The following is a 25,336-nucleotide window of genomic DNA, read 5'->3' as shown; positions in this document are numbered from 1 at the left end:
GGGAGAACAGAGTTGAGCAACATACCCGAGACCGGCCGGACCCCTCGGGTCCAGAACCGGCTCGTCGTCATCCAGATCGTCGTCTTCTCGCTCCTGCTCACCCTGGGCGGAAGACTCTGGTACCTCCAGATACGCAACGGCCAGGAATACACGGACGAGGCCAAGAACAACCACCTCCAGCGGGTGGTCCAGCCCGCGGTCCGCGGCTCGATCCTGGATTCCCGCGGGGTCCCGCTCGCCGACAGCCAGACCCACCTGGTGGTCTCCGCCAGCCGTACCGAGCTGCTGAAGATGAAGGACCGCGGCACAGGTGTGCTGACGCGCCTCGCCGGGGTCCTGGGCATGAACCCCCAGGACGTCGTCGACAAGGTCAGGCTGTGCGACGCCAAGACGCCGCAGCCCTGCTGGAACGGTTCCCCCTACCAGCCGATCCCGGTCAGCGACGAGGCCACCACCGAGCAGGCGCTCCAGATCCACGAGCACGCCGAGGACTTCCCCGGGATCACCGCCGAGCCCACCGCGATGCGCCGCTACGCCGGACCGGACGGGGCCAACACCTCCCAGGTGCTCGGCTACCTCTCCCCGGTGACCGACGAGGAGATCGCCAAGGCGAAGAACTCCGACTCGCCGTACCTGCGCTCCGACCAGGTGGGCCGCTCGGGCCTGGAGCGGACGTACGACAAGGACCTGCGGGGCAAGGCCGGCATCACCCGCTACGAGGTCGACAACCTGGGGCGCGTCACCGGGCAGGGCCAGACCGACAGGTCGCAGCCCGGCTCGAACGTGGTGACCTCGATCGACTCCCGGGTGCAGGCGGTCGCCGAGCGCGAGCTGAACAACGCCATGGTCGAGGCCCGCAAGACCTTCGACAAGAACAACACCCGCAAGAACTACGTGGCGGACTCGGGCGCCGTCGTCGTCATGGAGGCCAAGACCGGCCGCGTCGTGGCGATGGCCTCGAACCCCACCTACGACCCGAACGCCTGGGTGGGCGGCATCTCCGGCAAGGACTACGCCAAGCTCACCGACAAGAAGTCGAACTACCCGCTGCTGAACCGGGCGATCCAGGGCCAGGCGGCCCCGGGCTCCGTCTTCAAGGTGGTCTCCTCGACGGCCGCGGTGAACGCCGGCTACCCCTTCAACCGGCGCTATCCCTGCCCGAGCGCGTACTCGGTCGGCTCCCAGACCTTCACGAACTTCGAATCCCAGGGCTACGGCGACATCACCATCGGCCGCGCCCTGGAGGTCTCCTGCGACACGGTGTACTACGCCATCGCGGACCAGGAGTGGAAGAAGGACGGCGGCATCAACCCCAAGAAGAACCCCAACGACTGGTTCTTCAAGACCGCCCACGCGTTCGGCCTCGGCAAGCCCACCGGCATCGACCTGCCGAACGAGGTGCCCGGCCGGATCCCCGACCGCAAGTGGAAGCAGGACTTCTTCGAGGCGAGCAAGGCCGCCTGGTGCCGCGACGGCAAGAAGAACGGCACCTTCGCCGAGAAGATCGCCTACGAGAACTGCCGCCAGGGCGACCAGATGCGCGAGGGCGACGCCATCAACTATTCGATCGGCCAGGGCGACACCCTCGTCACCCCCGTCCAGATGGCCTCCGTCTACGCGGCCATCGCCAACGGCGGCACCCTCCACCAGCCCAGCGTCGGCAAGGCCGTCGTCAGCGCCGACGGCAACTCGGTCCGGGAGATCGCCCCGAAGGTCCAGGGCAGGCTGCCGATGGACGCGAAGCTGCGCGACGACATCGACGGGGCCCTCGCCGACGTCGCCACCACCGGCAGCGCCGCCTGGCGCTTCGGCGGCTGGCCGCAGAAGCAGATCCCGATGCACGCCAAGACCGGCACCGCCGAGGTCCAGGGCAAGCAGACCACCTCGTGGTTCGCCTCCTACACCGAGGACTACGCGATCGTCATGACGATCTCCCAGGGCGGCACCGGCTCCGGCGCGTCGGGCCCGGCGGTCCGCAAGATCTACGAGGCCATGTACGGGCTGGACGAGAAGGGCAGCCAGGACCTCGCCAAGGCCCTGCTGCCGAAGCCGGCCACAGCGCTCCCGGCGCTCCGCCCGGACGACGCCGCGAACGCGGCGCGCTGAACGGCGATTGAGGACGGGATCTGACCGCAAGGCTCCGTAGCGTGGTTCTTGTCAGCGGGGGACGGCACGCCCCCCGAGACCTGACACCCACGAGAACCCCACGGAGAGAAGGCGTCGGCCATGGCTCAGGTTTCCACAGAGGTCCCCGGTGACGAGCGCGGCACGCTCCTCGCCTTCGTCGAGGCCCAGCGCGCCGCCCTGCGCGAGGCGGCGCAGGGGCTGAGCGAGGAGCAGGCGGCGAGCCGCCCCAGCGTCAGCGAGCTGTCGCTGTCCGGGCTGCTCAAGCACGCGGCGGAGTGCGAGCTCGGCTGGCTGCGGATGGCGCAGGGCCGGCCCGATGAGACGGTCCGTTCCGAGGCGGACTGGAACGAGGCGTTCCGTCTGGTCGAGGGGGAGAGCGTCCCGTCCGTCCTGGCCTACTGGGACGGGGTCGCGCGGGAGACGGCGGCCTTCATCGCCGCCGTCCCCAGCCTCGACGACAGCTTCCCGCTGCCGCCGGCGCCCTGGTTCCCCGCGGACACCAAGGTCTCGATGCGCTGGCTGCTCCTGCACCTGATGGAGGAGTTCGCCCGGCACGCGGGCCACGCGGACATCATCCGCGAATCCCTCGACGGGACCCGCGCGATGGGGTGAGTAGCCTGGCCCCATGTCTGCGATCCGGCTTCTCGTCCTCGGTGCCGTCCGCCAGCACGGGCGGGCGCACGGGTACCAGGTGCGGGCCGACCTGGAGTACTGGGGCGCCCACGAGTGGTCCAACACCAAGCCCGGATCGATCTACCACGCGCTCAAGCAGATGGCGAAGCAGGGCGTCCTGCTCGCGCACGAGGTGGCCCCGAGCGCCGCGGGCGGCCCGCCGCGCACCGAGTACGAGGTCACGGCGGCGGGCCGCGAGGAGTACTTCAAGCTGCTGCGCGAGGCCCTCGCCGCCTACGACCAGAAGGCGGACCTGCTGTCGTCGGCGATCGGCTTCATGGTCGACCTCCCCCGGGCCGAGGTCCTGGAGCTGCTCCGGGAGCGGCTGGGGAAACTGGCGCGCTGGCGCACGTCGGTGACGGACTACTACACCCCGGAGACCGGTCCGCAGGCCCTGGGGCACATCGGCGAGATCATGCACCGCTGGGTGTACTGCGCCGACGCCGAGGCGGAGTGGACCCGGGGGCTGATCGTCCGGATCGAGGGGGGCGCGTACTCCTTCGCGGGCGAGGGCGGCGAGCCGTTCGTCGGGGTCCTGGCCGACGGCCAGGAGAACCCCTACGCGTAAGCGGTGTAATCAAGTTTGACTAGCCCCTTCGGGGGCAGTACTTTTGCGCAGCCCGCTACTCAAGTTTGACTAGTGAAGGAGTCGCTTTGACGATCTTCGTCGAAGGCGTTCACAAGAGGTACGGGGACAAGCCCGCCCTCGCCGGGCTCGACCTGGAGGTCCCGTCCGGCACCGTCCAGGCGGTGCTGGGCCCCAACGGGGCCGGCAAGACCACGGCCGTACGCATCATGAGCACCCTGCTGCGCCCCGACGCCGGAACCGTCCGGATCGCGGGCCACGACGCCCGGACCGACGCGGCTGCCGTCCGCTCCCGGATCGGGCTCCTGGGGCAGCACGCGGCGCTCGACGAGGAACTGGACGGCCGGCAGAACCTGGAGATGTTCGGCCGCCTCCACCACCTGGGCGCCCGGCGGGCCGGGCAGCGGGCGGACGAGCTGCTGGACCGCTTCGGCCTCGCCGGCACCGGCCGCAAGCCGGTGAAGCAGTACAGCGGCGGCATGCGCCGCCGTCTCGACCTCGCCGCCTCGCTGATCACCGACCCGGAGGTGCTGTTCCTCGACGAGCCGACCACCGGACTCGACCCGCGCGGCCGCGCCGAGGTGTGGGGCGCGGTCCGCTCCCTCGTCGGCGGCGGTACGACCGTCCTGCTCACCACCCAGTACCTGGAGGAGGCCGACCGGCTGGCCGACCGGATCGCCCTGGTCGACGGCGGCCGGGTCGCGGCCGAGGGCACGGCGGACGAACTGAAGTCCCTGGTCGGGGCGGACCGGATCGTCGTCGTCCTGCGGGATCCGGACCGGCTGGCGGAGGCCGCCGCGCTGCTCCCCGACCCGGTGGTGAGCGCGGACCCGCCGACGCTCGGCTTCCCGGTCCGCGACCGGATGGAGGGGCTGGCCCTGACCCTGCGGGCGCTGGAGGGGGCGGGCATCGAGGCCGCGGACGTCGCGGTCCGCCGGCCCACGCTCGACGAGGTGTTCCTGCACCTGACGGACGGGCCGGACGGGCCGCCCGGGCCCGGCGACCCCGGCGGGACCGCTCGGACCGCCCGGACCGGCCGCGCCGACCGTACGGAGGTGTCCGCGTGAGCGCCGCCGCATGGGTGGTCTCGGACTCCTGGACGATGACCCGGCGCGAACTGGCGCACTGGGCGCGGCAGCCGGTCCAGGTGGTCGTCGGGCTGGTCTTCCCGGTGATGATGCTGCTGATGTTCGGCTTCCTGGTGGGCGGCGGACGCGGCGTCGACGGCGCGTACGTCGAGTTCCTCGTCCCCGGCATGCTGGTGCTGACCATGGCCTTCGGCCTGGAGAGCACCATGACGGCCGTCACCCAGGACCTCGGCAAGGGGGTCATCGACCGGTTCCGGGCCATGCCGATGTCCTCATCGGCCGTCCTGGTCGGCCGCAGCGCGGCCGACATGCTCCAGTCGGCGGTGGGCCTCGCCGTCCTGGCCGGGGTCGGCCTGCTGCTCGGCTGGCGCTGGCACGGCTCGGCGGGCGCCGCGCTGACGGCCTTCGCGCTGCTCCTGCTGCTGCGGTTCGCGATGCTGTGGATCGGGATCTACCTGGGCATGGTCGCGGGCCGGCCGGAGCTGGTGCAGGCCGTGCAGATCCTGGTCTGGCCGGTGGGCTTCCTGTCCAACGCCTTCGCCAGCCCGGCGTCGATGCCCGGATGGCTGGGGGCGGTGGTCGAGTGGAACCCGATGTCGGCGACGGCGACCGCGGTCCGCGGCCTGTTCGGCAACCCGGCGGCGGCCTCCGGCTCCTGGGCCTTCGACCACGCCGGCCTGCTCGCCGTCGGCTGGCCGCTCCTGCTGCTGGCGGTCTTCTTCCCCCTGGCCGTGGGCCGCTTCCGGGGCCTCAGCCGCTGACCGGCCCCCGGAGCCGCGCCGGGGCCGGCTTGCACCTCACGCGGCGTGAGGAGCCACAGTGAAGGGCGTACCCAACCGAGAGGAGCGGAAGCGATGGGCTACTCCGTGGGCCAGGTCGCCGGATTCGCCGGAGTGACGGTGCGCACCCTGCACCACTACGACGAGATCGGGCTGCTCTCCCCGAGCGGCCGCAGCCAGGCGGGGCACCGGCGGTACGACGACGCCGACCTCGACCGGCTGCAGCGCGTCCTGTTCTACCGGGAGCTCGGCTTCCCCCTCGACGAGGTCGCGGTCCTGCTGGACGACCCGGAATCGGATCCGCGGGAGCATCTGCGCCGGCAGCACGTCCTGCTGTCCGACCGGATCGCCCGGCTCCAGCAGATGGCCACGGCCGTTGAGAACGCCATGGAGGCACAGAAGATGGGCATCAACCTCACGCCCGAGGAGAAGTTCGAGGTCTTCGGGGACTTCGACCCCGACGTGTACACCGAGGAGGTCGAGCGCCGCTGGGGAGGCACCGACGCCTACGCCGAGTCGCAGCGGCGGGCCGCCTCGTACACGAAGGACGACTGGCGGCGGATCCAGGACCAGGGCGACGACCTCAACCGCCGGCTCGTCGCGCTGATGGACTCGGGCGCCCGCGCCGAGTCGGAGGCCGCCATGGACCTGGCCGAGGAGCACCGCGGCTGGATCAGCGGCAACCACTACACCTGCTCGTACGAGATGCACACCTGCCTCGGCGAGATGTACGTCGCGGACGAGCGCTACACCGCCTACTACGACGTCCAGCGGCCCGGCCTGGCGGTGTTCGTGCGGGACGCGATCACGGCCAACGCGATCCGCAAGGTGTAGCCGCGAGGCCGTGCGGAACCCCGCCGTGTAGACGGAAGGTCACGGATTCGACCCCCGCCGGTCCCTGGAACCGGGCGGGGGTCGTGTGCGTTGATAATTGAGACTGCCCGCACCCGCCCGCCCGTCTGTCTGCCTGCCTGCCTCCGCCGGCACCCCCCCCGATCCAGGAGAGTCCGGAAACCGTGTACACGATCGCGCTCGGCCCTGAGTGGCTGTCCCCGGACTATCTGATCTCGCACTTCGGTCTGATCGGCATCCTGGTCATCGTCTTCGCGGAGTCGGGACTCTTCGCGTTCCTGCCCGGCGACTCGCTGCTGTTCACCGCGGGCCTGCTCGTCGCGGACGGCCAGTACATCAAGCAGCCGCTGTGGCTGGTCTGCACGCTGATCGTGGCCGCCGCCATCATCGGCGACCAGGTCGGTTACATGATCGGCAAGTTCTTCGGGCCGAAGCTGTTCAACCGGCCCAACTCCAAGCTGTTCAAGCGGGAGAACCTCGACAAGGCCCACGAGTTCATGGACCGGCACGGCCCCAAGGCCATCGTGCTCGCCCGCTTCGTGCCGATCATCCGCACCTTCGCCCCGATGGTCGCCGGCGCCGGCTCGATGAAGTACCGCACCTTCCTCACGTACAACATCATCGGCGGCATCGGCTGGGGCGCGGGCGTCACGCTCGCCGGATACTGGCTCGGCCAGATCGAGTTCATCAAGACCAATGTCGAGCCGATCCTCGTGGGCATCGTCCTCGTCTCGGTGATCCCGGTGGTCTTCGAGGTGCTGAAGGCCCGCAAGGAGGGCAAGGCGAAGGCCGCCGAGGCCCCGGCCGCCGGGAACGAGGGCCCGCAGGCCCCGGGCCAGCGCGGCCGCCACGCCAAGCGCTAGCGACCCCCGGCGGCCCTCGGCCGCCCCGTCACGCCCCGGAGGCCCGCTGAGGGCCCCGGGGCGTACGTGTGCGCCGGGAGGCGCGTACGGAGGGCGTGTGCGGAACCGGGGCGCGGTAGGCGGGCGGCGCGGTACGCGGGCGGGAAGCGGCGCGGTCTAGAAGCCGCGGGTGCGCTTCGCCGCGCGGCGCTTGGCGGCGCTCGCGGCCCCCGGGATCCGCATGAACATCCGCGAGGCCTCGGAGCCGAGGTTGACCCCGATCGCGATGGCCAGCGCGATGGCCGCGGCGTTGGTCAGCGAGCCGAGCCCCTGGCTCAGCTCGTTCTCGGCGATCAGCAGCAGCCCGTAGTACGTCGCCGAGCCGGGCAGCAGCGGGCCGATGGCCGCGGTCACGTACGGCAGGGCGGACGCGAAGCGGTAGCGGGAGAAGAGCTGTCCGAACAGGCCGACCAGGCCGGCCGCGATGGCCGTGGACGGCACCGGCTCCAGGCCCCCCGCGTAGTGCAGCGCCCCGTACGTCGACCAGGCGATCCCGCCGTTCAGCGTCACGATCCACACGGTGGAGCGCTCCTGCTGGAGCAGGATCGCGAAGGTGAACACCAGCACCATCGAGGCGGCGATCTGGATCAGCGGCCGCTGCTGGATCTGGAGGACCTCCTCCGGACGCGGCGAGGCGTCGTTGAACTGCAGCCCCACGTACAGCACGACGAGCACGCCCAGGATGATGCCGATGAAGAGGTACATGACCTCCAGCAGCCGGGCGGACGCGGTGATGTAGTAGCCGGTCAGGCCGTCCTGCACGGCCGCGACCAGGGCCCGCCCGGGCAGCAGCGCGAACAGCCCGCCGGTGATCACGGCGGACGCCTTGACGTCGATCCCGGTCATGTTCAGTGCCACGCCGATGGCGGCGGGCGGCATCGCGGCGACGACGAACTGGTAGAACTCGGGCAGTCCCCGGCCGGCGCAGAGCCACGCCAGCCGGTCGCCGAGGACCGCGCCGATCGCGGCCGCGAAGAACACCAGGACCCCGCCGCCGACGAGCGTGGAGGCCGCCCCGGCGAGCAGCCCGGCGGCCGTCGTGAGCATCCAGCCGGGATACGGGTGCCGGTTGCGGCGGATCTCGGCGAGGCGCCGGTACGCCTCCTCCAGCGACACGTCGTCGTGGGTGCTGATGTCGTCCACCAGCCGGAAGACGGCCGCGAGGCGGTTGTAGTCGGTGCCGCGGCGGCGCACGGTGCGGTTCGCCGACACCGGGTCGTCCACCAGCGAGGGCTGGTGGGTGATCGACAGCATGGTGAAGGTGACGGTGGGCTCGCAGCGGTCCAGCCCGTACGAGCGGGCCACCGCGAACATGGCCGCCTCCACGTCCTCGGCGGCCTCCCCGCCCGCGAGCAGCAGCTCGCCGATGCGCAGGGTCAGGTCGAGCACGCGGCCCACGGCGGGGCCGGTGTCCTCGGCCTGCTTGTACACGCGGTCCGGGACGGGGCGCACGTCGACCGGCATGCGCAGCATGGTGCGCATCCGGTCCTGCCAGGGGGACTCCTTCATCCGGGTCACCGGGAACCCCTGGCCGGGGGTGTAGGCGGGCGGGGAGTGGTGGGAGCTGTACGTGGCGGGGTGGGCGAACGCGGACCCCTCGGGTTCCACCGGGAGGGTCGCGAAGCCGTCGGGCACCGAGAACTCGGAGGTCGGCTGGTCCTCCTCCGGCGCCTCGGACGCCATCCCGTGCGGCGTGGTGAAAGCGCTGCGCGCCTCGTCGGACTGGGGCTTCCTGTCCTCTGCCCCGTCGGCCTCCGCCACGCGTCCTCCTGTCGTGATCATCCCTGTGATCATCCGCGCCTTCAGTATGCGGAATCGTTTCGTCCCCGGCGAAAGGGGGGCGGCCCGCACCGGCAACGCACAGCGGGCGGCACCCCCGTCGGGGGGTGCCGCCCGCTGTCGCGTGCGAAGGCCGGGGGCACCGCGCCCCTCGGACCCGCTCACCGGCGGAACCTAGTGGTGGCCGCCCTGCGCCTCGAGGCGCTTGTACGAGTTCTCGATCTCGGCCTCGGCCTCGGTGCGGCCGACCCAGTTCGCGCCCTCGACCGACTTGCCCGGCTCCAGGTCCTTGTAGACCTCGAAGAAGTGCTGGATCTCCAGGCGGTCGAACTCGGACACGTGGTGGATGTCGCGCAGGTGCTCGACACGCGGGTCGGAGGCCGGCACGCACAGCAGCTTGTCGTCGCCGCCCGCCTCGTCCGTCATGCGGAACATGCCGATCGCGCGGCACTTGATCAGGCAGCCCGGGAAGGTCGGCTCGTCCAGGATGACCAGCGCGTCCAGCGGGTCGCCGTCCTCGCCGAGGGTGTTCTCGACGAAGCCGTAGTCGGCCGGGTAGCTGGTCGAGGTGAAGAGGCGTCGGTCCAGACGGATCCGGCCGGTCTCGTGGTCCACCTCGTACTTGTTCCGCGAACCCTTGGGGATCTCGATGGTGACGTCGAACTCCACGTCCTGCTCCTCCATGATCAGCTTCATTGCTCCGGGACTGCATTGCCTCGACTCGCGCGCGGCCGGCCCGGCTCTGCCGGGTGGGCCGCCATGCTCGCGGCAAGACGCAGTGGTTAAGTGTCCCTCACGCATATGTGTGATCGCGAAAGGGGCTGGTCCGAGGTGCCCTCGCTCAAGACGTGGCAGCTCATCGCGGGGTCGGCCGCCGTTGGCCTGGCCCTGTCGGTGGCGACGGTGTCCGCCGCCGGTCCTTGGGACTCGGGCCAGCGTAAGGCCGAGCGGGACAGGGTCGGCTCCTGGGGCCGTACGGGTGGCGCAGATCACGGTGCCGGGCCGCTCCCGCAGGCCGCGCCCAGTGCCCCGGGCGTGCTCGGGGCCGTCGGTCCGGGCGCCGTGCGCGGGCAGGCCGCGGCCGCACCCGGGGGGCTCGGCGCCGCGCTCGGCCCGCTGCTCGCCGACCGCGCGCTCGGCACGGTCCGCACCGCCTCCGTCGTGGACACCGCCACCGGGCAGGTGCTGTACGAGTCCGGGGCGCGGGACGCGATGACCCCCGCCTCCACCGTCAAGATCGCCACCGCGGCGGCGGCGCTGGCCGCCCTCGGGCCCGAGCACCGGATCCGTACGTCCGTCGTGCGGGGCGCCGCCCCCGGGCAGATCGTCCTGGTGGGCGGCGGCGACCCCTCGCTCACCGCCCGCAAGAAGGCGCCCGCCGGCTCCGGCGGCAGCCTCGTCGCCCTCGCCGCCGACACGGCCCAGGCCCTGAAGGCCGCCGGAACCGCCTCCGTGGGCCTCGGGTACGACGACTCCCTCTACACCGGCCCCGCCCGCCACCCGATCGGCGTCAACCCCAACCTCGCGCTCGTGACCGCCCTGACGGCCGACGAGGGCCGCCCCGACGAGTCCTCCTCCGGGCCCGTGGAACGGTCCGAGGACCCGTCGAAGGACGCCGCCCGCGCCTTCGCCGCCCTGCTGGCCGAGCGCGGCATCACGGTCACCGGCGAACCCGCCCGCGCCAAGGCCCCCGCGGACGCCCCGCCGCTGGCCGTCACCCTCTCCACGCCGCTGGCCGGGCTCGTCGAGCGGATGCTGACCCACAGCGACAACGACATCGCCGAGGCCCTCGCCCGGCAGACGGCCCTCGCCTCGGGGCAGTCCGCCGGCTTCGAGGGCGCCGAGAAGGCCGTCGCCGACCGGCTCGCCTCCCTCGGCGTCGACACCGCCGGCTCCCGCTTCGCCGACGGCAGCGGCCTGGCCCGCGCCGACAAGGTCAGCGCCGGCCTGCTGACCGGGCTGCTGGCCAAGGCCGCGGACCCCGGGCGGCCGGAGCTGCGGCCCGTCCTGACCGGGCTGCCCGTCGCCGGGTTCAGCGGCACGCTGCGCGCCCGCAACGCCGGCTCCTCCCCGGCCGCGGGCCTGCTCCGGGCCAAGACGGGCACCCTGACCGGGGTCAACTCCCTCGCCGGAACCGTCGTCGACTCCTCCGGCCGGCTCCTCGCCTTCGCCTTCCTCACCGCGAACAGCCCGGGACCCGAAGGCGCGGAGAAGGCCCTGGACAAGCTGGCCGCGGCGGTCGCCGCCGCGTCGTAGGGGGTCCGCGGAGGGGCCGGTCCACGTACGGTTGACGCATGACGAGCATCAGTGGTGTGGAGATGGTCGACTGGAACCTCGCGGTGGCGACCGCGACCCGGCTGGTGCGGCCCGGCCCGGAGGTCGGCCGGGACGAGGCGCGGGCCGTCGTCGCGGAGCTGCGCGGGCACGCCAGGACCTCGGAACGGCACGTGCGCGAGTTCACCCGGATGATGCCCGAGGGCCTCGTCCTCCCCGACACGCCCGTGCTGGTCGTCGACCGCGCCGGATGGGTCAAGGCCAATGTGGCCGGCTTCCGCGAGCTCCTCCAGCCCCTCCTGGGCAAGATGCAGGACCGCCGCGCCGCCAGCCCCGGCGGCGCCGTCCTCGGCGCGGTCGGCGGCAAGGTCACCGGCGTCGAGCTCGGCATGCTGCTGAGCTTCCTGGCCTCCCGCGTGCTGGGCCAGTACGAGACCTTCGCGCCGCCCTCCCGCGACCTGCCGGGCTCCGCCGCGGGCGGCGGGCGGCTGCTGCTCGTCGCGCCGAACATCGTGCACGTGGAGCGCGAACTGGAGGTGAACCCGCACGACTTCCGGCTCTGGGTCTGCCTGCACGAGGAGACCCACCGTACGCAGTTCACGGCCGTCCCGTGGCTCCGGGACCACCTCGAGGGCGAAATCCAGACGTTCCTGGGCGCCACCGAAATGGACCCGTCGACGGTCCTGGAGCGCATCCGCGAAGCCGCCCAGTCCTTCGCCGGGGCCCGCCCCGACGCCGAGCGGGGCGAGGAGGGCCGCTCCCTCGTCGAGCTCGTGCAGACCCCCGAGCAGCGCGAGGTGCTGGGCCGGCTCACCGCCGTCATGTCCCTCCTGGAGGGTCACGCCGACTTCGTCATGGACGGCGTCGGCCCCCAGGTGGTGCCCTCCGTCGCCGAGATCCGGGAGAAGTTCCAGCAGCGCAGGGCCAGTGGGGCCGGCCGGCTCGACGCCGCGCTGCGCAAGCTCCTCGGCCTCGACGCGAAGCTGCGCCAGTACCGCGACGGCGAACGCTTCGTGCGCGCCGTCGTCGGCCAGGTCGGCATGGACGGGTTCAACCGGGTGTGGACCTCTCCGAACACACTGCCGACCAAAGCCGAGATCGCCCGGCCCGCGGACTGGGTGGCCCGTGTACACCGCAAGGGGAGTGAAGAGAGCGAACGCGGGTGACGCGGGGGGCGTAAACATGACTCACTGGGGGAAGCAGCGTCACCCGTCCGAGGGACCGTAGGCCGTGAAAGGGCGTGCGATGCTCGGGGAACGGCTCGGCTCTGTCACCATCGACGCACTCTGAGTGACATCCCCGCTCGCCGGGGAAATCCGGGCACCACTCCTGAGCACCCCGTCCCCCGGGGCCCTGCCGGCGACAGCCGGGGGAGCCCCCGAGGCATCCGAACTCCACCGAAGGGCACCGGACATGGGTCCCCATCCTGCGGTCGCGGCGATACGCCTGGCGGTCCGCCGCGTACTCCACGACGTCCTCACCGATCTCACCGAACTCCCCCAGACCCGGTCCGGGGCCGCGCCCTGCGCCGACCCGCGCACCACGGCCGGCGGCCCGCCGCTGGTCCTCGTCGCCTGCTCCGGCGGCGCCGACTCGATGGCCCTCGCCTCCGCCCTCGCCTTCGAGGCGCCCAAACTCGGCATCCGGGCCGGAGGCATCACCGTCGACCACGGCCTCCAGGCCGGCTCCGACCTGCGCGCCGCCGAGGTCATCACCCGCATGGCCGCGCTCCGCCTCGACCCGGTGGAGTCCGTCGCCGTGCGCGTCGGGCGGGACGGCGGTCCCGAGGCCGCGGCCCGCGACGCCCGCTACGGAGCCCTCGACGAGGCCGCGGACCGGCTGGGCGCCGCCGCCGTACTGCTGGGCCACACGCGCGACGACCAGGCCGAAACCGTTTTGCTGGGTCTCGCCCGCGGCTCCGGCATCCGGTCCCTCTCCGGCATGGCCGAGAAGTCCGGCGGACCCGGCCGCACCAACCGCTACCGCCGCCCCTTCCTTCAGGTCGACCGGCAGACCGCCCGCAAGGCCTGCATGGTCCAGTCCCTCCCCGTCTGGGACGACCCGCACAACACCGACCCCGCCTACACCCGCTCCCGCCTGCGCCACGAGGGACTGCCCGCCCTGGAGAAGGCGCTGGGCAAGGGCGTCGTCGAGGCCCTGGCCCGTACCGCCCAGCTGTCCCGCGACGACGCCGACGCCCTGGACTCCTGGGCCGCTTCCGCGGAGACCGGCGTACGGGACGACGACGGCCGCCTGGAGTGCGCCAAGCTGTACGCCCTGCCCCCGGCCGTCCGCCGCCGGGTGCTGCGCAGGGCCGTGGTCGCCGCCGGTTCTCCCGCGGGGTCCCTCTTCGCCCGTCACATCGAGGAAGTCGACCGTCTCATCACCGGATGGCGCGGTCAGGGCGCCATCAACCTGCCCGGCCGGGTCGAGGCCCAGCGGCAGGGTGGCAGACTGGTCATTCGGCAGGGCTGATTGGCGCTCGAAACACGGCTGAGTCCTCCGGGGTCGCCCCCGGAGCCCCGGCCGACAACGAAAGTGATGCGGGTGGACGAGAAGGACATGGGCAACGACCTCCAGTCGGTGCTCATCACCAAGGAAGAGATCGACGCGAAGCTGGCCGGGCTGGCCGCGAAGATCGATGCGGAGTACGCGGGCAAGGACCTGCTCATCGTCGGTGTGCTCAAGGGCGCCGTGATGGTGATGGCGGACCTGGCGCGCGCCTTGTCCACCCCGCTCACCATGGACTGGATGGCGGTTTCCTCGTACGGCGCCGGGACCCAGTCCTCGGGGGTGGTCCGGATCCTCAAGGACCTGGACACCGACATCAAGGGCAAGCACGTCCTGATCGTCGAGGACATCATCGACTCCGGTCTGACGCTGTCCTGGCTGCTGTCGAACCTGGGCTCCCGCGAGCCGGCCTCCCTTCAGGTCGTCACGCTGCTGCGCAAGCCCGACGCCGCCAAGGTCGCCATCGACGTGAAGTGGGTCGGTTTCGACATCCCGAACGAGTTCGTCGTGGGCTACGGCCTCGACTACGCGGAGAAGTACCGCAACCTGCCGTTCGTCGGCACGCTCGCCCCGCACGTGTACGGCGGCTGATCACCCTCCCGGCCCCCGGGACCGCTCCCTCGCCGAGCGAGGGGAACCTGGGGGAGCTTCCCGCCGTTGAAGCAGGGGAAGCGGGTCTGTCAGCCGTCCCACGAGGCCGCGGGTGACAATACAGGGGTACATTCCGAAGAACAGTCTTTACTCACAGCAGCATTTACCTACGGGCAGGAGGGACGGGGTGCCTGGCGCCCCGTATGGATGGACGTGAAGCGATACTTCCGTGGGCCGGTCATGTGGATCGTGCTGGCCGTCCTCGCCGTGGTCGTGTTGATGAATGTCGTCGGCTCCGGCGGCGGCTACAAGTCGGTGGACACCAGCGAGGTCATCAAGGCGATCAACAGTGGCCAGGTGGAGCAGGCACGCCTGACCACCGGCGACAGCCAGATGATCAAGATCGATCTGAAGAGCGATCAGAAGCTCGACAAGCGCGACGGCACCAAGTTCCAGGCCAACTACATCGGGGATCAGGGCGTCCAGCTCGCCCAGAACCTCCAGAGCAAGTACGAAGCCGGTCAGATTCCCAAGGGCTACTCCGTCTCTCCGGACAAGACCAGCCCGTTCCTGAGCGTGCTGCTCTCGCTCCTGCCCTTCGTCCTCATCGTCGTTGTCTTCCTGTTCCTGATGAACCAGATGCAGGGCGGCGGCTCCCGGGTCATGAACTTCGGGAAGTCCAAGGCCAAGCTCATCACCAAGGACACCCCGAAGACGACGTTCGCCGATGTCGCGGGTTCGGACGAGGCCGTCGAGGAACTCCACGAGATCAAGGAGTTCCTCCAGGAGCCGGCGAAGTTCCAGGCCGTCGGCGCCAAGATCCCCAAGGGTGTGCTGCTGTACGGCCCGCCCGGCACCGGTAAGACCCTGCTCGCGCGCGCCGTCGCGGGCGAGGCCGGTGTCCCCTTCTACTCGATCTCCGGTTCCGACTTCGTCGAGATGTTCGTCGGTGTCGGTGCCTCGCGTGTCCGTGACCTGTTCGAGCAGGCCAAGGCCAACGCCCCGGCGATCGTCTTCGTCGACGAGATCGACGCCGTCGGCCGGCACCGCGGTGCGGGTCTCGGCGGCGGTCACGACGAGCGCGAGCAGACCCTCAACCAGCTGCTGGTCGAGATGGACGGCTTCGACGTGAAGGGCGGCGTCATCCTGATCGCCGCCACGAACCGTCCGGACATCCTCGACCCGGCGCTGCTGCGTCCGGGCCGCTTCGACCGGCAGATCGCGGTCGACCGTCCCGACATGCAGGGCCGTCTGGAGATCCTCAAGGTCCACCAGAAGGGCAAGCCGGTCGCCCCGGACGTCGACCTGGGCGCGGTTGCCCGGCGCACGCCCGGCTTCACCGGTGCCGATCTGGCCAACGTCCTGAACGAAGCGGCCCTGCTGACCGCCCGCTCGGACAAGAAGCTGGTCGACAACCACTCGCTGGACGAGGCGATCGACCGTGTCGTGGCGGGCCCGCAGAAGCGGACCCGGATCATGTCGGAACGGGAAAAGAAGATCACCGCGTACCACGAGGGCGGACACGCCCTGGTCGCGGCGGCCTCCCCGAACTCCGACCCGGTCCACAAGATCACGATCCTGTCCCGCGGCCGGGCCCTGGGTTACACCATGGTCCTGCCCGACGAGGACAAGTACTCGACCACGCGCAACGAGATGCTCGACCAGCTGGCGTACATGCTGGGCGGGCGCGCGGCCGAGGAGCTGGTCTTCCACGACCCGACGACCGGCGCGGCGAACGACATCGAGAAGGCCACCGCCACGGCGCGGGCCATGGTCACGCAGTACGGCATGACCGAGCGTCTCGGTGCGATCAAGTTCGGCGGCGACAACACCGAGCCGTTCCTGGGGCGCGAGATGGCGCACCCGAGGGACTACTCGGAAGAGGTCGCGGCGCTGGTCGACGAAGAGGTCAAGAAGCTCATCGAGACCGCGCACAACGAGGCGTGGGAGATCCTCGTCGAGAACCGTGACGTCCTCGACAACCTGGTTCTCGCGCTGCTGGAGAAGGAGACGCTGAACAAGGAGCAGATCGCCGAGGTCTTCTCGACGATCGTGAAGCGTCCGGCCCGCCCCGCGTGGACCGGCTCCTCCCGCCGCACCCCCTCCACCCGTCCGCCGGTGCTCTCTCCCAAGGAGCTCCAGCTGACGAACTCGGCGAACGGCACGTCGGCGTCCGCCGCCGCGCCGGTCTCGACGGAGAAGGGCATCGAGGTGGCCCCCGAGGACACCCCCGAGCCCTGATCCGACCGGAATGGAAGCCGCGCCCCCCAGGTTCTAGCCTGGGGGGCGCGGCACTTTCACGTGCCCGTTCGCGTGGCACACAGGAACGAGGATGAGATGACCGACCCAGTGACCCTGACCGGCGGCGAGGGCACGATCGGCGAGTTCGACGAGAAGCGTGCCGAGTCCGCCGTGCGCGAGCTTCTGATCGCGGTCGGCGAGGATCCGGACCGCGAGGGGCTGCGGGAGACCCCGGCGCGCGTGGCGCGGGCGTACCGGGAGATATTCGGGGGCCTGTGGCAGAAGCCCGAAGAGGTGCTGACCACGACGTTCGACCTCGGGCACGATGAGATGGTCCTGGTGAAGGACATCGAGGTCATGTCATCCTGCGAGCATCATTTGGTGCCATTCGTCGGAGTTGCCCATGTTGGGTACATTCCGTCCGTTGACGGCAAGATCACCGGTCTGTCGAAGCTGGCCCGGCTGGTGGACGTGTTTGCCCGTCGCCCCCAGGTCCAGGAACGGCTGACCACGCAAATCGCGGACTCCCTGATGGAGATCCTGGACCCGCGCGGGGTCATCGTGGTCATCGAGTGCGAGCACATGTGCATGACCATGCGCGGGGTCCGTAAGCCCGGTGCGAAGACCATCACCTCGGCGGTCCGCGGCCAGCTCCGCGACCCCGCGACCCGTAACGAGGCGATGAGCCTGATCATCGCCCGCTGAGCCCCGCCCGCCGGTGCCCGCCCGCCGACGGCGCTGATGTGCCACGGCCCCCCTCCGCGCGTTCGCGGAGGGGGGCCGTGGCGTGTGGTGTGGTGCGCTCGCGGCCGTCAGGCGGTGGCCGGGGCCTCCGGGGACTCGTCGTCGTCCTCGGGGAGCTTGAGGACGTGTTCCAGGAAGAGGGCCGCCGCGATGACCGCCGCGCCCGCCAGGACCGAGAAACCGGCGTACCAGGCCTGGTCGCGGCGGGCGGGGACGTCCATGGCCTCGGTGAGCAGGAAGACGCCCACACCGCCGTACATCCCCGCCACGAGGGCCGCGACCAGCGCGCTGGCCTGTCCGAAGACCACCGCGCGGGCCGCCATCAGCGGCTCCACGCCCTTGGCGCCGGGCCGCCGCTCGCGCTGGGCCTTCAGGCGGGCGCGCAGCGACAGCGCGGTGGCCAGCAGGATCACGGCGATGACCGCCAGCACGACCGGGGCGGCCAGCGGGACGCCGGGCAGGGTGCCGTACGCGTTCCACAGGCGGGCGCCCGCCCAGGACAGGACGGCGGCGACCGCGAAGATGCCCGCCAGTACCGCCGGCCTCAGTTGCTTCACTTGCCCGTTCCCCGCTTCCCGCGCCGATCGTCAGCAGCCCACAGGGTAACGACTACTCCGGGAGGCGGAGTTCCAGGTCGGCGCGCGGCGTGACACCGGTCAGGCCGATGGTGGCCAGGAGCGCGGAGACGGCTCCGCGGCCCGGGATCCGGGCCTCCGGGTCGATGTCGTGCCAGGGGGCCAGTACGAAGGCGCGCTGGTGGGCGCGCGGGTGCGGGAGGGTGAGGACCGGGTCCTCGGAGACGACCTCGGCGTACGAGACGATGTCGACGTCGATGGTGCGCGGGCCCCAGCGCTCCTCGCGGACGCGGTCGAAGGCTTCCTCGATGGCCTGTCCGCGCTCCAGCAGGGAGGACGGCGGCAGGGTCGTCTTCACCGAGACGACCGCGTTGAAGTACGCGGGCTGGGAGCCGGGGTCCACGCCCCACGGCTCGGTCTCGTACACCGGGGAGACCGCCTTGACCCGCAGGCCCGGGGTGTCGCCGAGGGCGTCGATGGCGCCCTGGAGGGTCTCCAGCCGGTTCCCGAGGTTCGCGCCGAGCGCGATCACGGCCCACTTGGGGTTGGACAGCGTGACGTCCGCCGCGTCGACCGCCTCCACGACGGACGCCGGTACCGGCTGGACCGTGGGGTCGCTCTGTGCGTTCAGTCCGTTGTTCATGCGCGGCTCCGGGTGATCGTGATGGTCACGTCGTCGAAGGGGACGGTGATGGGCGCGTCCGGCTTGTGGACGACGACCTCCACCTCTGCCACCGCTTCGTGCTTCAGGCACTGCTGGGCGATCCGCTCGGCGAGCGTCTCGATCAGGTCGACCGGCTCTCCCTGGACCACGTCGACGACTTCCTCCGCGACCACCCCGTAGTGCACGGTCTTGGCCAGGTCGTCGTCGGCCGCCGCGGGGCGGGTGTCGATGTGGAGCACGAGATCGACGATGAAGGTCTGGCCCTCCTCGCGTTCCCGGGGGAAGACGCCGTGGTGCCCGCGAGCCTTGAGGCCGCGCAGCGAGACACGATCCACGCGAATCACTCCTGCTTTCGTAGGTGCTGCCGGTCCCGGGACTCCCCGGGGCCATGGGCCTACGCCGAGTGCGGTCGGCGTCGTCCGGCTTCGAATTTACCTGCGAAACACCCCGGGTCCCGCCGGAGGGGTCAGGAGGGGTCGTCCTCGTCGTCCTCGTCGGACTCCGTGAGGACGGGGGAACCGTGGTGGGACCAGAGCCGCCAGCCCCCGGGTGTGCGTCGGAACACATTCGTGGCGACGACCAGCTGGCCGACCAGCGGACCGAGTTCCCCGCCGTCCTCGGCGGGCCCGCCGCTGAGGATGTTCTCCGTACAGGTCACCAGCGCGGTGTCGTCGATGACGGCCACCTTGGTGTCGGTGAGGAAGAACTGGATGTAGTCCGTGTGGGACATGATCAGCGCGTACGAGCGCAGCACCTCGCCGCGGCCGGAGAGGACCGGCCAGCCCGGGTGCACGCAGGAGATCTCGTCCTCCAGCCAGAGCGCCGACAGGGCGTCGAAGTCGCCCGCTTCCATGGCCTCGTAGAAGGCCGTGTTGACCTCTTCGACCGCTTCGATGTCGGTTCTGCTCACAGGGCTCCTCTTCGGTCGGTGGTCACAGTGCCCCTTCCACGGCGCGGGCCACCCGAACCGCGTCCGCGGTGGCCCGTACCTCGTGGACCCGGACGGCCCATGCGCCCTGGTGGGCGGCGATGGCGGAGACGGCGGCGGTGGCCGCGTCGCGCTCGCGGGCGGGCGGCGGGGCGGCGTCCGCGCCGGCCAGGACGCGGCCGAGGAAACGCTTCCGCGAGGCGGCCACCAGGAGCGGGAAGCCGAGCGCGCGCAGGGCGGGCAGATGGGCCACCAGGGCCAGGTCGTGGTCGGCGTTCTTCGCGAAGCCGAGGCCGGGGTCGACGACGAGCCGTCCGGGCGCGATGCCGCCGGCGACGACCGCGTCGAGGCGGTCGCGGAGTTCGGCGGTGACCTCGCCGACGACGTCGTCATAGACGGCGAGGCTGTTCATGCCGGCGCTGAAGCCGCGCCAGTGCATCACCACGAAGGGCACCTCGGCGGACGCGACCGCCCCGATCATCCCGGGGTCGGCGAGCCCGCCGCTGACGTCGTTGACCAGCATCGCTCCGGCGGCGACGGCGCGGGCGGCGACGCTCGCGCGCATGGTGTCGACGGACACGGTCACGCCTTCGGAGGCCAGGCCGCGCACGACGGGGACGACCCGGCGCAGCTCCTCCTCCTCGTCGACGCGGGGCGCACCGGGCCGGGTGGACTCGCCGCCGACGTCGACGAGGTCGGCGCCCTGGACGACGAGGTCGAGGCCGCGTTTGACGGCCGCCGTGGTGTCGAACCAGCGGCCGCCGTCGGAGAACGAGTCGGGGGTGACGTTGACGACGCCCATGACCCCGCAGCGGTCCCACTCGGGAAGACCTGCGACCCGGCCCCTGCCGGGGGCTCCGCGCTTCGTGTTCATAGGTCCAAGGGTAGGGCTGACCTGGATACGGCAGGGCCCCGGAGTCGCGGACCCGGCAGGGCGCGTACTCCGGGGCCCCGGCGGGGTCCGGAAGAGACGGTCTACGCGGCCTGGGCCGAGCGCTCCGTCTGCTTCGGGACCGACGCCACCTGGTGGTGGGCGCAGGTGCGGACCGGCTTGGGCCGCCGGCGGCTGGCGAAGAGCCGCGGCAGGGCCAGCGTCACGAAGCCCTCGGCCTGCATCGCGGCGAAGCCGATGCGGGGCAGGTCGCGGGTGGTGCGGAAGACCACGAAGCGGGGCTCCCAGCGGGGGCGGAACTTCGCGTTGAACTTGTACAGGGACTCGATCTGGAACCAGCGGGACAGGAAGACCAGCAGGCCGCGCCACATCCGCAGCACCGGGCCGGCGCCGATCTTCTCGCCGCGGGCGAGGGCCGAGCGGAACATCGCGAAGTTCAGTGAGACCTTCTCGATCTTCAGGCCGGGAGCGGCCTCCAGGGAGGCCACGATGAGCAGCTCGTTCATGCCGGGGTCGGCGGCGCGGTCGCGGCGCATCAGCTCCAGCGACATGCCGTCGGCGCCCCACGGGACGAAGTGCAGGACGGCCTTCAGGTCGCCGAAGGGGCTCGTGTCGCCCTCCTCGACCCGGTGGGCGGTGGCGATGTAGCAGTCGCCGTCGCCCGGGTCGCCGACCCGGCCCAGCGCCATGGAGAAGCCGCGCTCGGTGTCGGTGCCCCGCCAGGCCTCGGCGGCGCCGCGCACCTGCTCCAGCTCGGTCTCGGTCAGCTCGCTGACCCGGCGGACCTGGGTGGTGTAGCCGTTGCGCTCGATGCGCTTCACCATCTGGCGGACGTTGCGCATGGCGCGGCCCGCGAGGGAGAAGTCTTTGACATCGACAATCGCCTCGTCACCCAGCTCCAGCGCGTCGAGACCCGTCTCGCGGGTCCAGACCTCGCCGCCGGTCTCGCTGCAGCCCATGACGGCAGGGGTCCAGGAGTGGGCCTTGGCCTCCTCCATGAACCGCTCGATGGCGCCGGGCCACGCCTCGACGTCGCCGATGGGGTCGCCGGAGGCGAGCATCACACCGGAGACGACGCGGTAGGTGACGGCGGCCTTGCCGCTCGGGGAGAAGACCACGGCCTTGTCGCGGCGGAGCGCGAAGTGGCCGAGGGAGTCGCGGCCGCCGTGCTTGGCGAGCAGTCCGCGCAGCTGGACCTCGTCGTCGGCGGTGAGCCGGGCGGCCGGGTGCTCGGGGCGGAAGGCCAGGTAGATCGTGGTGAGCGCGGTGAGCATGCCGAGCGCGCCGAGGGAGTAGCCGACGGTCCAGGACACCCGTCCGGCGTAGTCGACCGGGCCCTCGTATCCGAAGAGGCCGTAGACGACGTGGGTGATCTGCTCGTACAGGCTCGGGTTGCCGACGACCTTGCCCGGGTGCACGTTGACGATGACCAGGCCCAGGCCGATGGAACCGGCGCTCATCAGAACGAAGTTCGCGAGCGCCTTCCAGCGGCTGCGCGGGTCGGGCAGCGCCTTGAATTCACTCTGGTGGCGCAGCAGCAGCGCGAGGAGCACCGCCGAAATGATCAGGCCGGCCACCGAGTGACGGTAGGTGAACTGCGCTGCCGCGCCGGCGGGCAGCAGGACGACGGCGGCGCGCCAGGCGCGCCGCTTGTGCCGCTTGAGGCCGTGCGCGAGCAGCAGGAGCAGGACGCCCGCGCTGATGGACAGGGCCGCCGCGAAGGGGCCGAGGGAACCGGGCAGCACTTCGGTCACCGCGTGGATCCGGCTGTGCCGGAAGCGCGGGAAGACCCCCGCCGCGATGTCCAGAAGGCCGACGATCATGACGGCCGTACCTACCAGGCCGGGCACCGACTCCGGCCGTGGTCCGCCCAGAATCCGGCGGACCCCGCTCGGAACCTGTCCCGACTTATCGCCATCTATCCTGCTAGACATCGCTTCCCGTTGCTCCGCGAGAGATCATGTGGCCGAAGGCCGCGACAGCCTCCGGTGTGTGGTGCGTCCAGTAGGACGACATCGACGAGGAGCGGGTTCACTCTTCCGTCGGAAATTTCCAGTCCTGCCATCAGAAAGTCGACTGACTGCTCATGGGTCTCACCAGTTATACGGTCCTGGCGCTGGCCATCTTCGCCGGTGTGCTGCTCTTCGCGGCCACCGTCGTGTTCTGGCCGAAGCTCTCGGGCCGCACCTGGCGCGCGTACGCCGGCCGGATCGGGCTGCTGCTGGCGACCCAGCTCGCGCTGTTCTCGGCAGTGGGTCTCGCGGCCAACAAGTCGTTCCTCTTCTACGGCACCTGGGCTGACCTGTTCGGCCAGGAGACGTCGATCGGCAAGGTCGTCGACCACTCGATGAGCAGCAAGGACATCAAGGTCGTCGACAAGCAGAAGCTGGATGTGCCCGGCGGGGGCAGGCCCCAGGTGGGCGGGCAGATCCTGAAGGTTGCCATATCCGGGCAGAAGTCGAAGATAACGAGCCCGGGCTACGTGTGGCTGCCGCCGGAGTACTTCCAGCCGCAGCACAAGGACCAGAACTTCCCCGCGTCGATCGTCCTGACGGGGTACCCGGGCACGGCCGAGAACCTCATCAAGGGGCTCGACTACCCGATGAAGGCCTTCAGCCTGTCCAAGGCGGGCAAGATGAAGCCGATGATCCTGGTCATGATGCGGCCGACCATCGCGCCGCCGCGTGACACCGAGTGCGTCGACATACCCGGCGGGCCGCAGACGGAGACCTTCTTCGCCGTGGACCTTCCGCAGGCCATCACCGACACCTTCCGGGTCGGCAAGAAGCCCGAGAACATGGGCTTCATCGGCAATTCCACGGGCGGCTACTGCGCACTGAAGATCGCCGCGCACTACCCGCAGACCTTCGGTGCCGCCGCCGGGCTGTCCGCCTACTACGAGGCCCCCGACGACCCGACGACCGGTGACCTGTTCCACGGCGACGCCAAGCTGAAGCAGCGCGCGGACGTCCTGGCCAGCATCGACGCCAAGGCGCCGAGCGGTACGTCCTTCCTCGTCACCAGCAGCGAGAAGGGCGAGCCGAACCTCGGCGACACCAGGAAGTTCATCAAGAAGGTGAAGTCCCCGGACCGCGTGTCCTCGATCATCCTCGACAGCGGCGGCCACAACTTCAACACGTGGCGCCGCGAGATCCCGCCGATGCTGGCGTGGATGAGCGGCCGCATCCAGGCCTGAGCCGGAGGGCGGGCAGGGAGGCACGGGAGGGCCCGACGTCGGTCGGGCCCTCCCGCCGTTTCCGGGGGCCGGCCCCCGGCTCAGGCCCCTTGGAGCTGGGCCCGGCGCAGCGCCCGGTGGACGCCCTCCGGGGTCAGTACGCCGATCAGCGCGCCGGAGGCCGGGTCGGTGACCCCGATCCGGCCCGAGTCCTCCTGGAGCAGGGCCGCGAGGGCCTCGCGCAGGGTCGCGCCGAGCGTGACCGAGGCCGCCGGGGCCGGGGCCTTCGCGTCCGCTTCCGCGTCCGTCAGGTCGGCCTCCGCGACGGCGGTGACGGCGAGCCGCTTGAGCCCCCGGTCGGCGCCGACGAAGGAGGCCACGTAATCGGTGGCGGGCGCCCCGAGCACGGCCGCCGGGCGGTCGAACTGCTCGATGGTGCCCGTGCCGTAGACGGCGATCCGGTCGCCGAGCCGGATGGCCTCCTCCAGGTCGTGCGTGACCAGCAGGATCGTCTTGCGCACCGTCTTCTGGAGCGTCAGGAACTCGTTCTGCAGCCGCTCGCGCACCACCGGGTCCACCGCGCCGAACGGCTCGTCCATCAGCAGCACCGGCGGATCGGCCGCCAGGGCGCGGGCCACGCCGACGCGCTGGCGCTGCCCGCCCGACAGCTGCTCCGGGTAGCGGCCGCCGTATACGGCCGGGTCCAGGCCGACCAGGTCGAGCAGCTCGGCCGCCCGCGCGCGGGCCTTGGCCTTCGGGGTGCCGATCAGCTGCGGCACGGTCGCCGTGTTCTCCAGCACCGTCTTGTGCGGGAACAGCCCGACCTGCTGGATGACGTACCCGATCCGGCGCCGCAACTCCACCGGGTCGGCGGCGGCGATGTCCTCGCCGCCGAGCAGGATGCGGCCGGAGGTCGGCTCGATCAGCCGGTTGACCATCTTCATGGTGGTCGTCTTGCCGCAGCCGGACGGGCCCACGAGCGTGACCAGCTCCCCTTCCGCCACCTCGAAGGACAGATCCTCGACGGCTGTCGTCCCGTCGGGGTAGCGCTTGGTCACGTGCTCGAATCGGATCACCCTCCCATCCTTCCCCAAGAGGGCGGTCGTATGGGCTGCGGGTTTGTTAGGGGAGTGTTGCGCGCCTGCGAAGGTTTCCGGCCAATGTGGGTACCTGGGGTTAAGGTCGCTCCTGGCTGTGGCATTCGGCAAGGACGTATGTTCGATGAGCGTTCGGTGAAAAGGGGGAGGTGAGGAGCGTGGCGGAGCGGAACTGCCTGGTGGCGAACGACTGGATCTGCTGGGACTACGTGACCTCCCGCTCCCAGGAACTCACCGACGCCACCCTCGAACATCTCTGGATCACCGGCGCCTCGGTCCTCATCGGCATCGCCCTGTCCGTCCCCCTCGCGCTGCTGGCCCGCCGCGGCCGCCGCTGGGCGGCGCCCGTACTGGGCCTGACCACCCTGCTCTACACGGTGCCCTCGCTGGCCATGTTCTCCCTGCTGCTCCCCGTCTTCGGGCTCTCGGCGACGCTGGTGGTGACCGGCCTGGTGCTGTACTCGCTGACCATCCTCGTCCGCAACGTGCTGGCCGGCCTGGAAGCCGTCCCCGCGGAGGTGAAGGAGGCGGCGCGCGGCATGGGCTACGGCCCCGCTCGGCTGCTGTGGCAGGTGGAACTGCCGCTGGCGCTGCCCGCGCTGCTGGCCGGTGTGCGGATCGCGACGGTCTCGACCGTGGCGCTCACCACCGTCGGCTCCATCGTCGGCAAGGGCGGCCTGGGCAACCTCATCGCCCCGGCCGTCAACACCTCCTTCAAGGCGCAGGTGCTCACCGCCTCCGTCCTGTGCGTGCTGCTCGCCCTGGCCGCGGACCTGCTGCTGCTCGGCGTGCAGCGCGCGCTCACCCCGTGGACCCGGGCCACCGGGCGCCCGGCCGCCTCCGGCAAGGGGGCCTGAGG

Annotated in this window: 24 protein-coding genes; 15 read left to right on the top strand and 9 right to left on the bottom strand. The window is 71.2% G+C overall.

Annotated features, from left to right (window positions below; translation table 11 throughout):
* Positions 1 to 12: 12 nt before the first annotated feature.
* The 7 genes from mrdA to ABT106_RS00925 all read left to right on the top strand — a co-directional run bounded on the left by mrdA (position 13) and on the right by ABT106_RS00925 (position 6,967).
* The gene (gene mrdA, locus ABT106_RS00955; protein WP_351270368.1) at positions 13 to 2,106 is read left to right on the top strand and encodes a penicillin-binding protein 2; all 2,094 of its coding nucleotides are present in this window, start codon (positions 13 to 15) and stop codon (positions 2,104 to 2,106) included.
* Between the two features lie 120 nt (positions 2,107 to 2,226).
* Positions 2,227 to 2,739: a DinB family protein gene (locus tag ABT106_RS00950; RefSeq protein WP_351270365.1), complete on the top strand. Its 513-nt coding sequence runs from the start codon at positions 2,227 to 2,229 to the stop codon at positions 2,737 to 2,739.
* Between the two features lie 13 nt (positions 2,740 to 2,752).
* Positions 2,753 to 3,367 carry a PadR family transcriptional regulator gene (locus ABT106_RS00945; protein WP_351270363.1) on the top strand — a complete coding sequence of 205 codons (615 nt, stop codon included), beginning with the start codon at positions 2,753 to 2,755 and terminating at the stop codon, positions 3,365 to 3,367.
* Between the two features lie 86 nt (positions 3,368 to 3,453).
* The gene (locus ABT106_RS00940) at positions 3,454 to 4,452 is read left to right on the top strand and encodes an ATP-binding cassette domain-containing protein (protein WP_351270360.1); all 999 of its coding nucleotides are present in this window, start codon (positions 3,454 to 3,456) and stop codon (positions 4,450 to 4,452) included.
* 35 nt (positions 4,453 to 4,487) lie between these two features.
* A complete protein-coding gene (locus tag ABT106_RS00935) occupies positions 4,488 to 5,234 on the top strand; it encodes an ABC transporter permease (protein WP_351270583.1) in 747 nt (248 codons plus the stop codon).
* A 93-nt stretch (positions 5,235 to 5,327) separates the two neighbouring features.
* The gene (locus tag ABT106_RS00930) at positions 5,328 to 6,086 is read left to right on the top strand and encodes a MerR family transcriptional regulator (RefSeq protein ID WP_351270357.1); all 759 of its coding nucleotides are present in this window, start codon (positions 5,328 to 5,330) and stop codon (positions 6,084 to 6,086) included.
* A 182-nt stretch (positions 6,087 to 6,268) separates the two neighbouring features.
* The gene (locus tag ABT106_RS00925) at positions 6,269 to 6,967 is read left to right on the top strand and encodes a VTT domain-containing protein (RefSeq protein ID WP_502979139.1); all 699 of its coding nucleotides are present in this window, start codon (positions 6,269 to 6,271) and stop codon (positions 6,965 to 6,967) included.
* 156 nt (positions 6,968 to 7,123) lie between these two features.
* Here ABT106_RS00925 and ABT106_RS00920 read toward each other — a convergent pair whose 3' ends face one another.
* Together ABT106_RS00920 and ABT106_RS00915 are read right to left on the bottom strand one after the other, a co-directional pair.
* Positions 7,124 to 8,788 carry a threonine/serine exporter family protein gene (locus ABT106_RS00920; protein ID WP_351270355.1) on the bottom strand — a complete coding sequence of 555 codons (1,665 nt, stop codon included), beginning with the start codon at positions 8,786 to 8,788 and terminating at the stop codon, positions 7,124 to 7,126.
* A gap of 171 nt (positions 8,789 to 8,959) precedes the next feature.
* Positions 8,960 to 9,454: an inorganic diphosphatase gene (locus ABT106_RS00915; protein WP_267723126.1), complete on the bottom strand. Its 495-nt coding sequence runs from the start codon at positions 9,452 to 9,454 to the stop codon at positions 8,960 to 8,962.
* Between the two features lie 132 nt (positions 9,455 to 9,586).
* Here ABT106_RS00915 and dacB point away from each other — a divergent pair, with 132 nt between their 5' ends.
* From dacB to folE, 6 genes are all read left to right on the top strand, one after another.
* The gene (dacB, locus tag ABT106_RS00910) at positions 9,587 to 11,041 is read left to right on the top strand and encodes a D-alanyl-D-alanine carboxypeptidase/D-alanyl-D-alanine endopeptidase (protein WP_502979138.1); all 1,455 of its coding nucleotides are present in this window, start codon (positions 9,587 to 9,589) and stop codon (positions 11,039 to 11,041) included.
* Between the two features lie 38 nt (positions 11,042 to 11,079).
* Positions 11,080 to 12,225, top strand: coding sequence for an Rv3626c family coenzyme F420 biosynthesis-associated protein (locus ABT106_RS00905; RefSeq protein ID WP_351270349.1), 1,146 nt, complete (start codon positions 11,080 to 11,082; stop codon positions 12,223 to 12,225).
* A gap of 247 nt (positions 12,226 to 12,472) precedes the next feature.
* Positions 12,473 to 13,534, top strand: coding sequence for a tRNA lysidine(34) synthetase TilS (gene tilS, locus ABT106_RS00900; protein WP_351270346.1), 1,062 nt, complete (start codon positions 12,473 to 12,475; stop codon positions 13,532 to 13,534).
* A 66-nt stretch (positions 13,535 to 13,600) separates the two neighbouring features.
* Positions 13,601 to 14,161, top strand: coding sequence for a hypoxanthine phosphoribosyltransferase (gene hpt, locus ABT106_RS00895; RefSeq protein WP_351270344.1), 561 nt, complete (start codon positions 13,601 to 13,603; stop codon positions 14,159 to 14,161).
* Between the two features lie 207 nt (positions 14,162 to 14,368).
* Positions 14,369 to 16,402 carry an ATP-dependent zinc metalloprotease FtsH gene (gene ftsH, locus ABT106_RS00890; protein ID WP_351270341.1) on the top strand — a complete coding sequence of 678 codons (2,034 nt, stop codon included), beginning with the start codon at positions 14,369 to 14,371 and terminating at the stop codon, positions 16,400 to 16,402.
* Between the two features lie 96 nt (positions 16,403 to 16,498).
* Positions 16,499 to 17,107: a GTP cyclohydrolase I FolE gene (gene folE, locus ABT106_RS00885; protein ID WP_351270339.1), complete on the top strand. Its 609-nt coding sequence runs from the start codon at positions 16,499 to 16,501 to the stop codon at positions 17,105 to 17,107.
* Between the two features lie 107 nt (positions 17,108 to 17,214).
* Here the strand turns inward: folE and ABT106_RS00880 are convergent, their stop codons facing one another.
* The 6 genes from ABT106_RS00880 to ABT106_RS00855 all read right to left on the bottom strand — a co-directional run bounded on the left by ABT106_RS00880 (position 17,215) and on the right by ABT106_RS00855 (position 22,139).
* Positions 17,215 to 17,703 (bottom strand): DUF3180 domain-containing protein, encoded by a 489-nt coding sequence (locus ABT106_RS00880; protein ID WP_351270336.1) that lies wholly within the window; start codon positions 17,701 to 17,703, stop codon positions 17,215 to 17,217.
* Between the two features lie 52 nt (positions 17,704 to 17,755).
* Positions 17,756 to 18,364: a 2-amino-4-hydroxy-6-hydroxymethyldihydropteridine diphosphokinase gene (folK, locus tag ABT106_RS00875; RefSeq protein ID WP_351270334.1), complete on the bottom strand. Its 609-nt coding sequence runs from the start codon at positions 18,362 to 18,364 to the stop codon at positions 17,756 to 17,758.
* Positions 18,361 to 18,720: a dihydroneopterin aldolase gene (gene folB, locus ABT106_RS00870; RefSeq protein WP_351270331.1), complete on the bottom strand. Its 360-nt coding sequence runs from the start codon at positions 18,718 to 18,720 to the stop codon at positions 18,361 to 18,363. Before folB ends, folK begins: the two co-directional genes overlap by 4 nt.
* 131 nt (positions 18,721 to 18,851) lie before the next feature.
* A complete protein-coding gene (locus ABT106_RS00865; RefSeq protein WP_351270328.1) occupies positions 18,852 to 19,295 on the bottom strand; it encodes a nuclear transport factor 2 family protein in 444 nt (147 codons plus the stop codon).
* A 22-nt stretch (positions 19,296 to 19,317) separates the two neighbouring features.
* Positions 19,318 to 20,187, bottom strand: a complete 870-nt coding sequence (folP, locus tag ABT106_RS00860; protein WP_351270325.1) for a dihydropteroate synthase — start codon at positions 20,185 to 20,187, stop codon at positions 19,318 to 19,320.
* 101 nt (positions 20,188 to 20,288) lie between these two features.
* Entirely contained in the window at positions 20,289 to 22,139 is a 1,851-nt protein-coding gene (locus ABT106_RS00855) for a phosphatidylglycerol lysyltransferase domain-containing protein (RefSeq protein ID WP_351270323.1), read from the bottom strand.
* Positions 22,140 to 22,291: 152 nt separating this feature from the next.
* On the opposite strand from ABT106_RS00855, the gene ABT106_RS00850 reads away from it, so the two are divergent.
* Complete coding sequence (locus ABT106_RS00850) at positions 22,292 to 23,401, top strand: alpha/beta hydrolase (RefSeq protein ID WP_351270320.1); 1,110 nt, start codon at positions 22,292 to 22,294, stop codon at positions 23,399 to 23,401.
* Positions 23,402 to 23,481: 80 nt separating this feature from the next.
* Here the strand turns inward: ABT106_RS00850 and ABT106_RS00845 are convergent, their stop codons facing one another.
* Entirely contained in the window at positions 23,482 to 24,456 is a 975-nt protein-coding gene (locus ABT106_RS00845) for an ABC transporter ATP-binding protein (protein ID WP_351270317.1), read from the bottom strand.
* Between the two features lie 179 nt (positions 24,457 to 24,635).
* Between ABT106_RS00845 and ABT106_RS00840 the strand changes: the two genes are divergently transcribed.
* Positions 24,636 to 25,334 carry an ABC transporter permease gene (locus ABT106_RS00840; protein ID WP_351270314.1) on the top strand — a complete coding sequence of 233 codons (699 nt, stop codon included), beginning with the start codon at positions 24,636 to 24,638 and terminating at the stop codon, positions 25,332 to 25,334.
* The last annotated feature ends 2 nt before the right edge of the window (positions 25,335 to 25,336 follow it).

Source organism: Streptomyces sp. NPDC002044, from assembly GCF_040296725.1.
Classification (GTDB): domain Bacteria; phylum Actinomycetota; class Actinomycetes; order Streptomycetales; family Streptomycetaceae; genus Streptomyces; species Streptomyces antarcticus.
This window is presented reverse-complemented; position numbering and strand designations above follow the sequence as displayed.

Excerpts from the sequence above, each read along its gene's own strand:
- ABT106_RS00850 (WP_351270320.1), top strand. The coding sequence starts at position 22,292 with ATGGGTCTCACCAGTTATACGGTCCTGGCGCTGGCCATCTTCGCCGGT.
- hpt (WP_351270344.1), top strand. The coding sequence starts at position 13,601 with ATGCGGGTGGACGAGAAGGACATGGGCAACGACCTCCAGTCGGTGCTC.
- ABT106_RS00950 (WP_351270365.1), top strand. The coding sequence starts at position 2,227 with ATGGCTCAGGTTTCCACAGAGGTCCCCGGTGACGAGCGCGGCACGCTC.
- folK (WP_351270334.1), bottom strand. The coding sequence starts at position 18,364 with ATGAACAACGGACTGAACGCACAGAGCGACCCCACGGTCCAGCCGGTA.
- ABT106_RS00855 (WP_351270323.1), bottom strand. The coding sequence starts at position 22,139 with ATGTCTAGCAGGATAGATGGCGATAAGTCGGGACAGGTTCCGAGCGGG.
- dacB (WP_502979138.1), top strand. The coding sequence starts at position 9,587 with ATGTGTGATCGCGAAAGGGGCTGGTCCGAGGTGCCCTCGCTCAAGACG.
- tilS (WP_351270346.1), top strand. The coding sequence starts at position 12,473 with ATGGGTCCCCATCCTGCGGTCGCGGCGATACGCCTGGCGGTCCGCCGC.
- ABT106_RS00935 (WP_351270583.1), top strand. The coding sequence starts at position 4,488 with ATGACCCGGCGCGAACTGGCGCACTGGGCGCGGCAGCCGGTCCAGGTG.
- ABT106_RS00945 (WP_351270363.1), top strand. The coding sequence starts at position 2,753 with ATGTCTGCGATCCGGCTTCTCGTCCTCGGTGCCGTCCGCCAGCACGGG.
- ABT106_RS00905 (WP_351270349.1), top strand. The coding sequence starts at position 11,080 with ATGACGAGCATCAGTGGTGTGGAGATGGTCGACTGGAACCTCGCGGTG.
- ftsH (WP_351270341.1), top strand. The coding sequence starts at position 14,369 with ATGGACGTGAAGCGATACTTCCGTGGGCCGGTCATGTGGATCGTGCTG.
- ABT106_RS00920 (WP_351270355.1), bottom strand. The coding sequence starts at position 8,788 with ATGATCACGACAGGAGGACGCGTGGCGGAGGCCGACGGGGCAGAGGAC.
- folP (WP_351270325.1), bottom strand. The coding sequence starts at position 20,187 with ATGAACACGAAGCGCGGAGCCCCCGGCAGGGGCCGGGTCGCAGGTCTT.
- folE (WP_351270339.1), top strand. The coding sequence starts at position 16,499 with ATGACCGACCCAGTGACCCTGACCGGCGGCGAGGGCACGATCGGCGAG.
- ABT106_RS00930 (WP_351270357.1), top strand. The coding sequence starts at position 5,328 with ATGGGCTACTCCGTGGGCCAGGTCGCCGGATTCGCCGGAGTGACGGTG.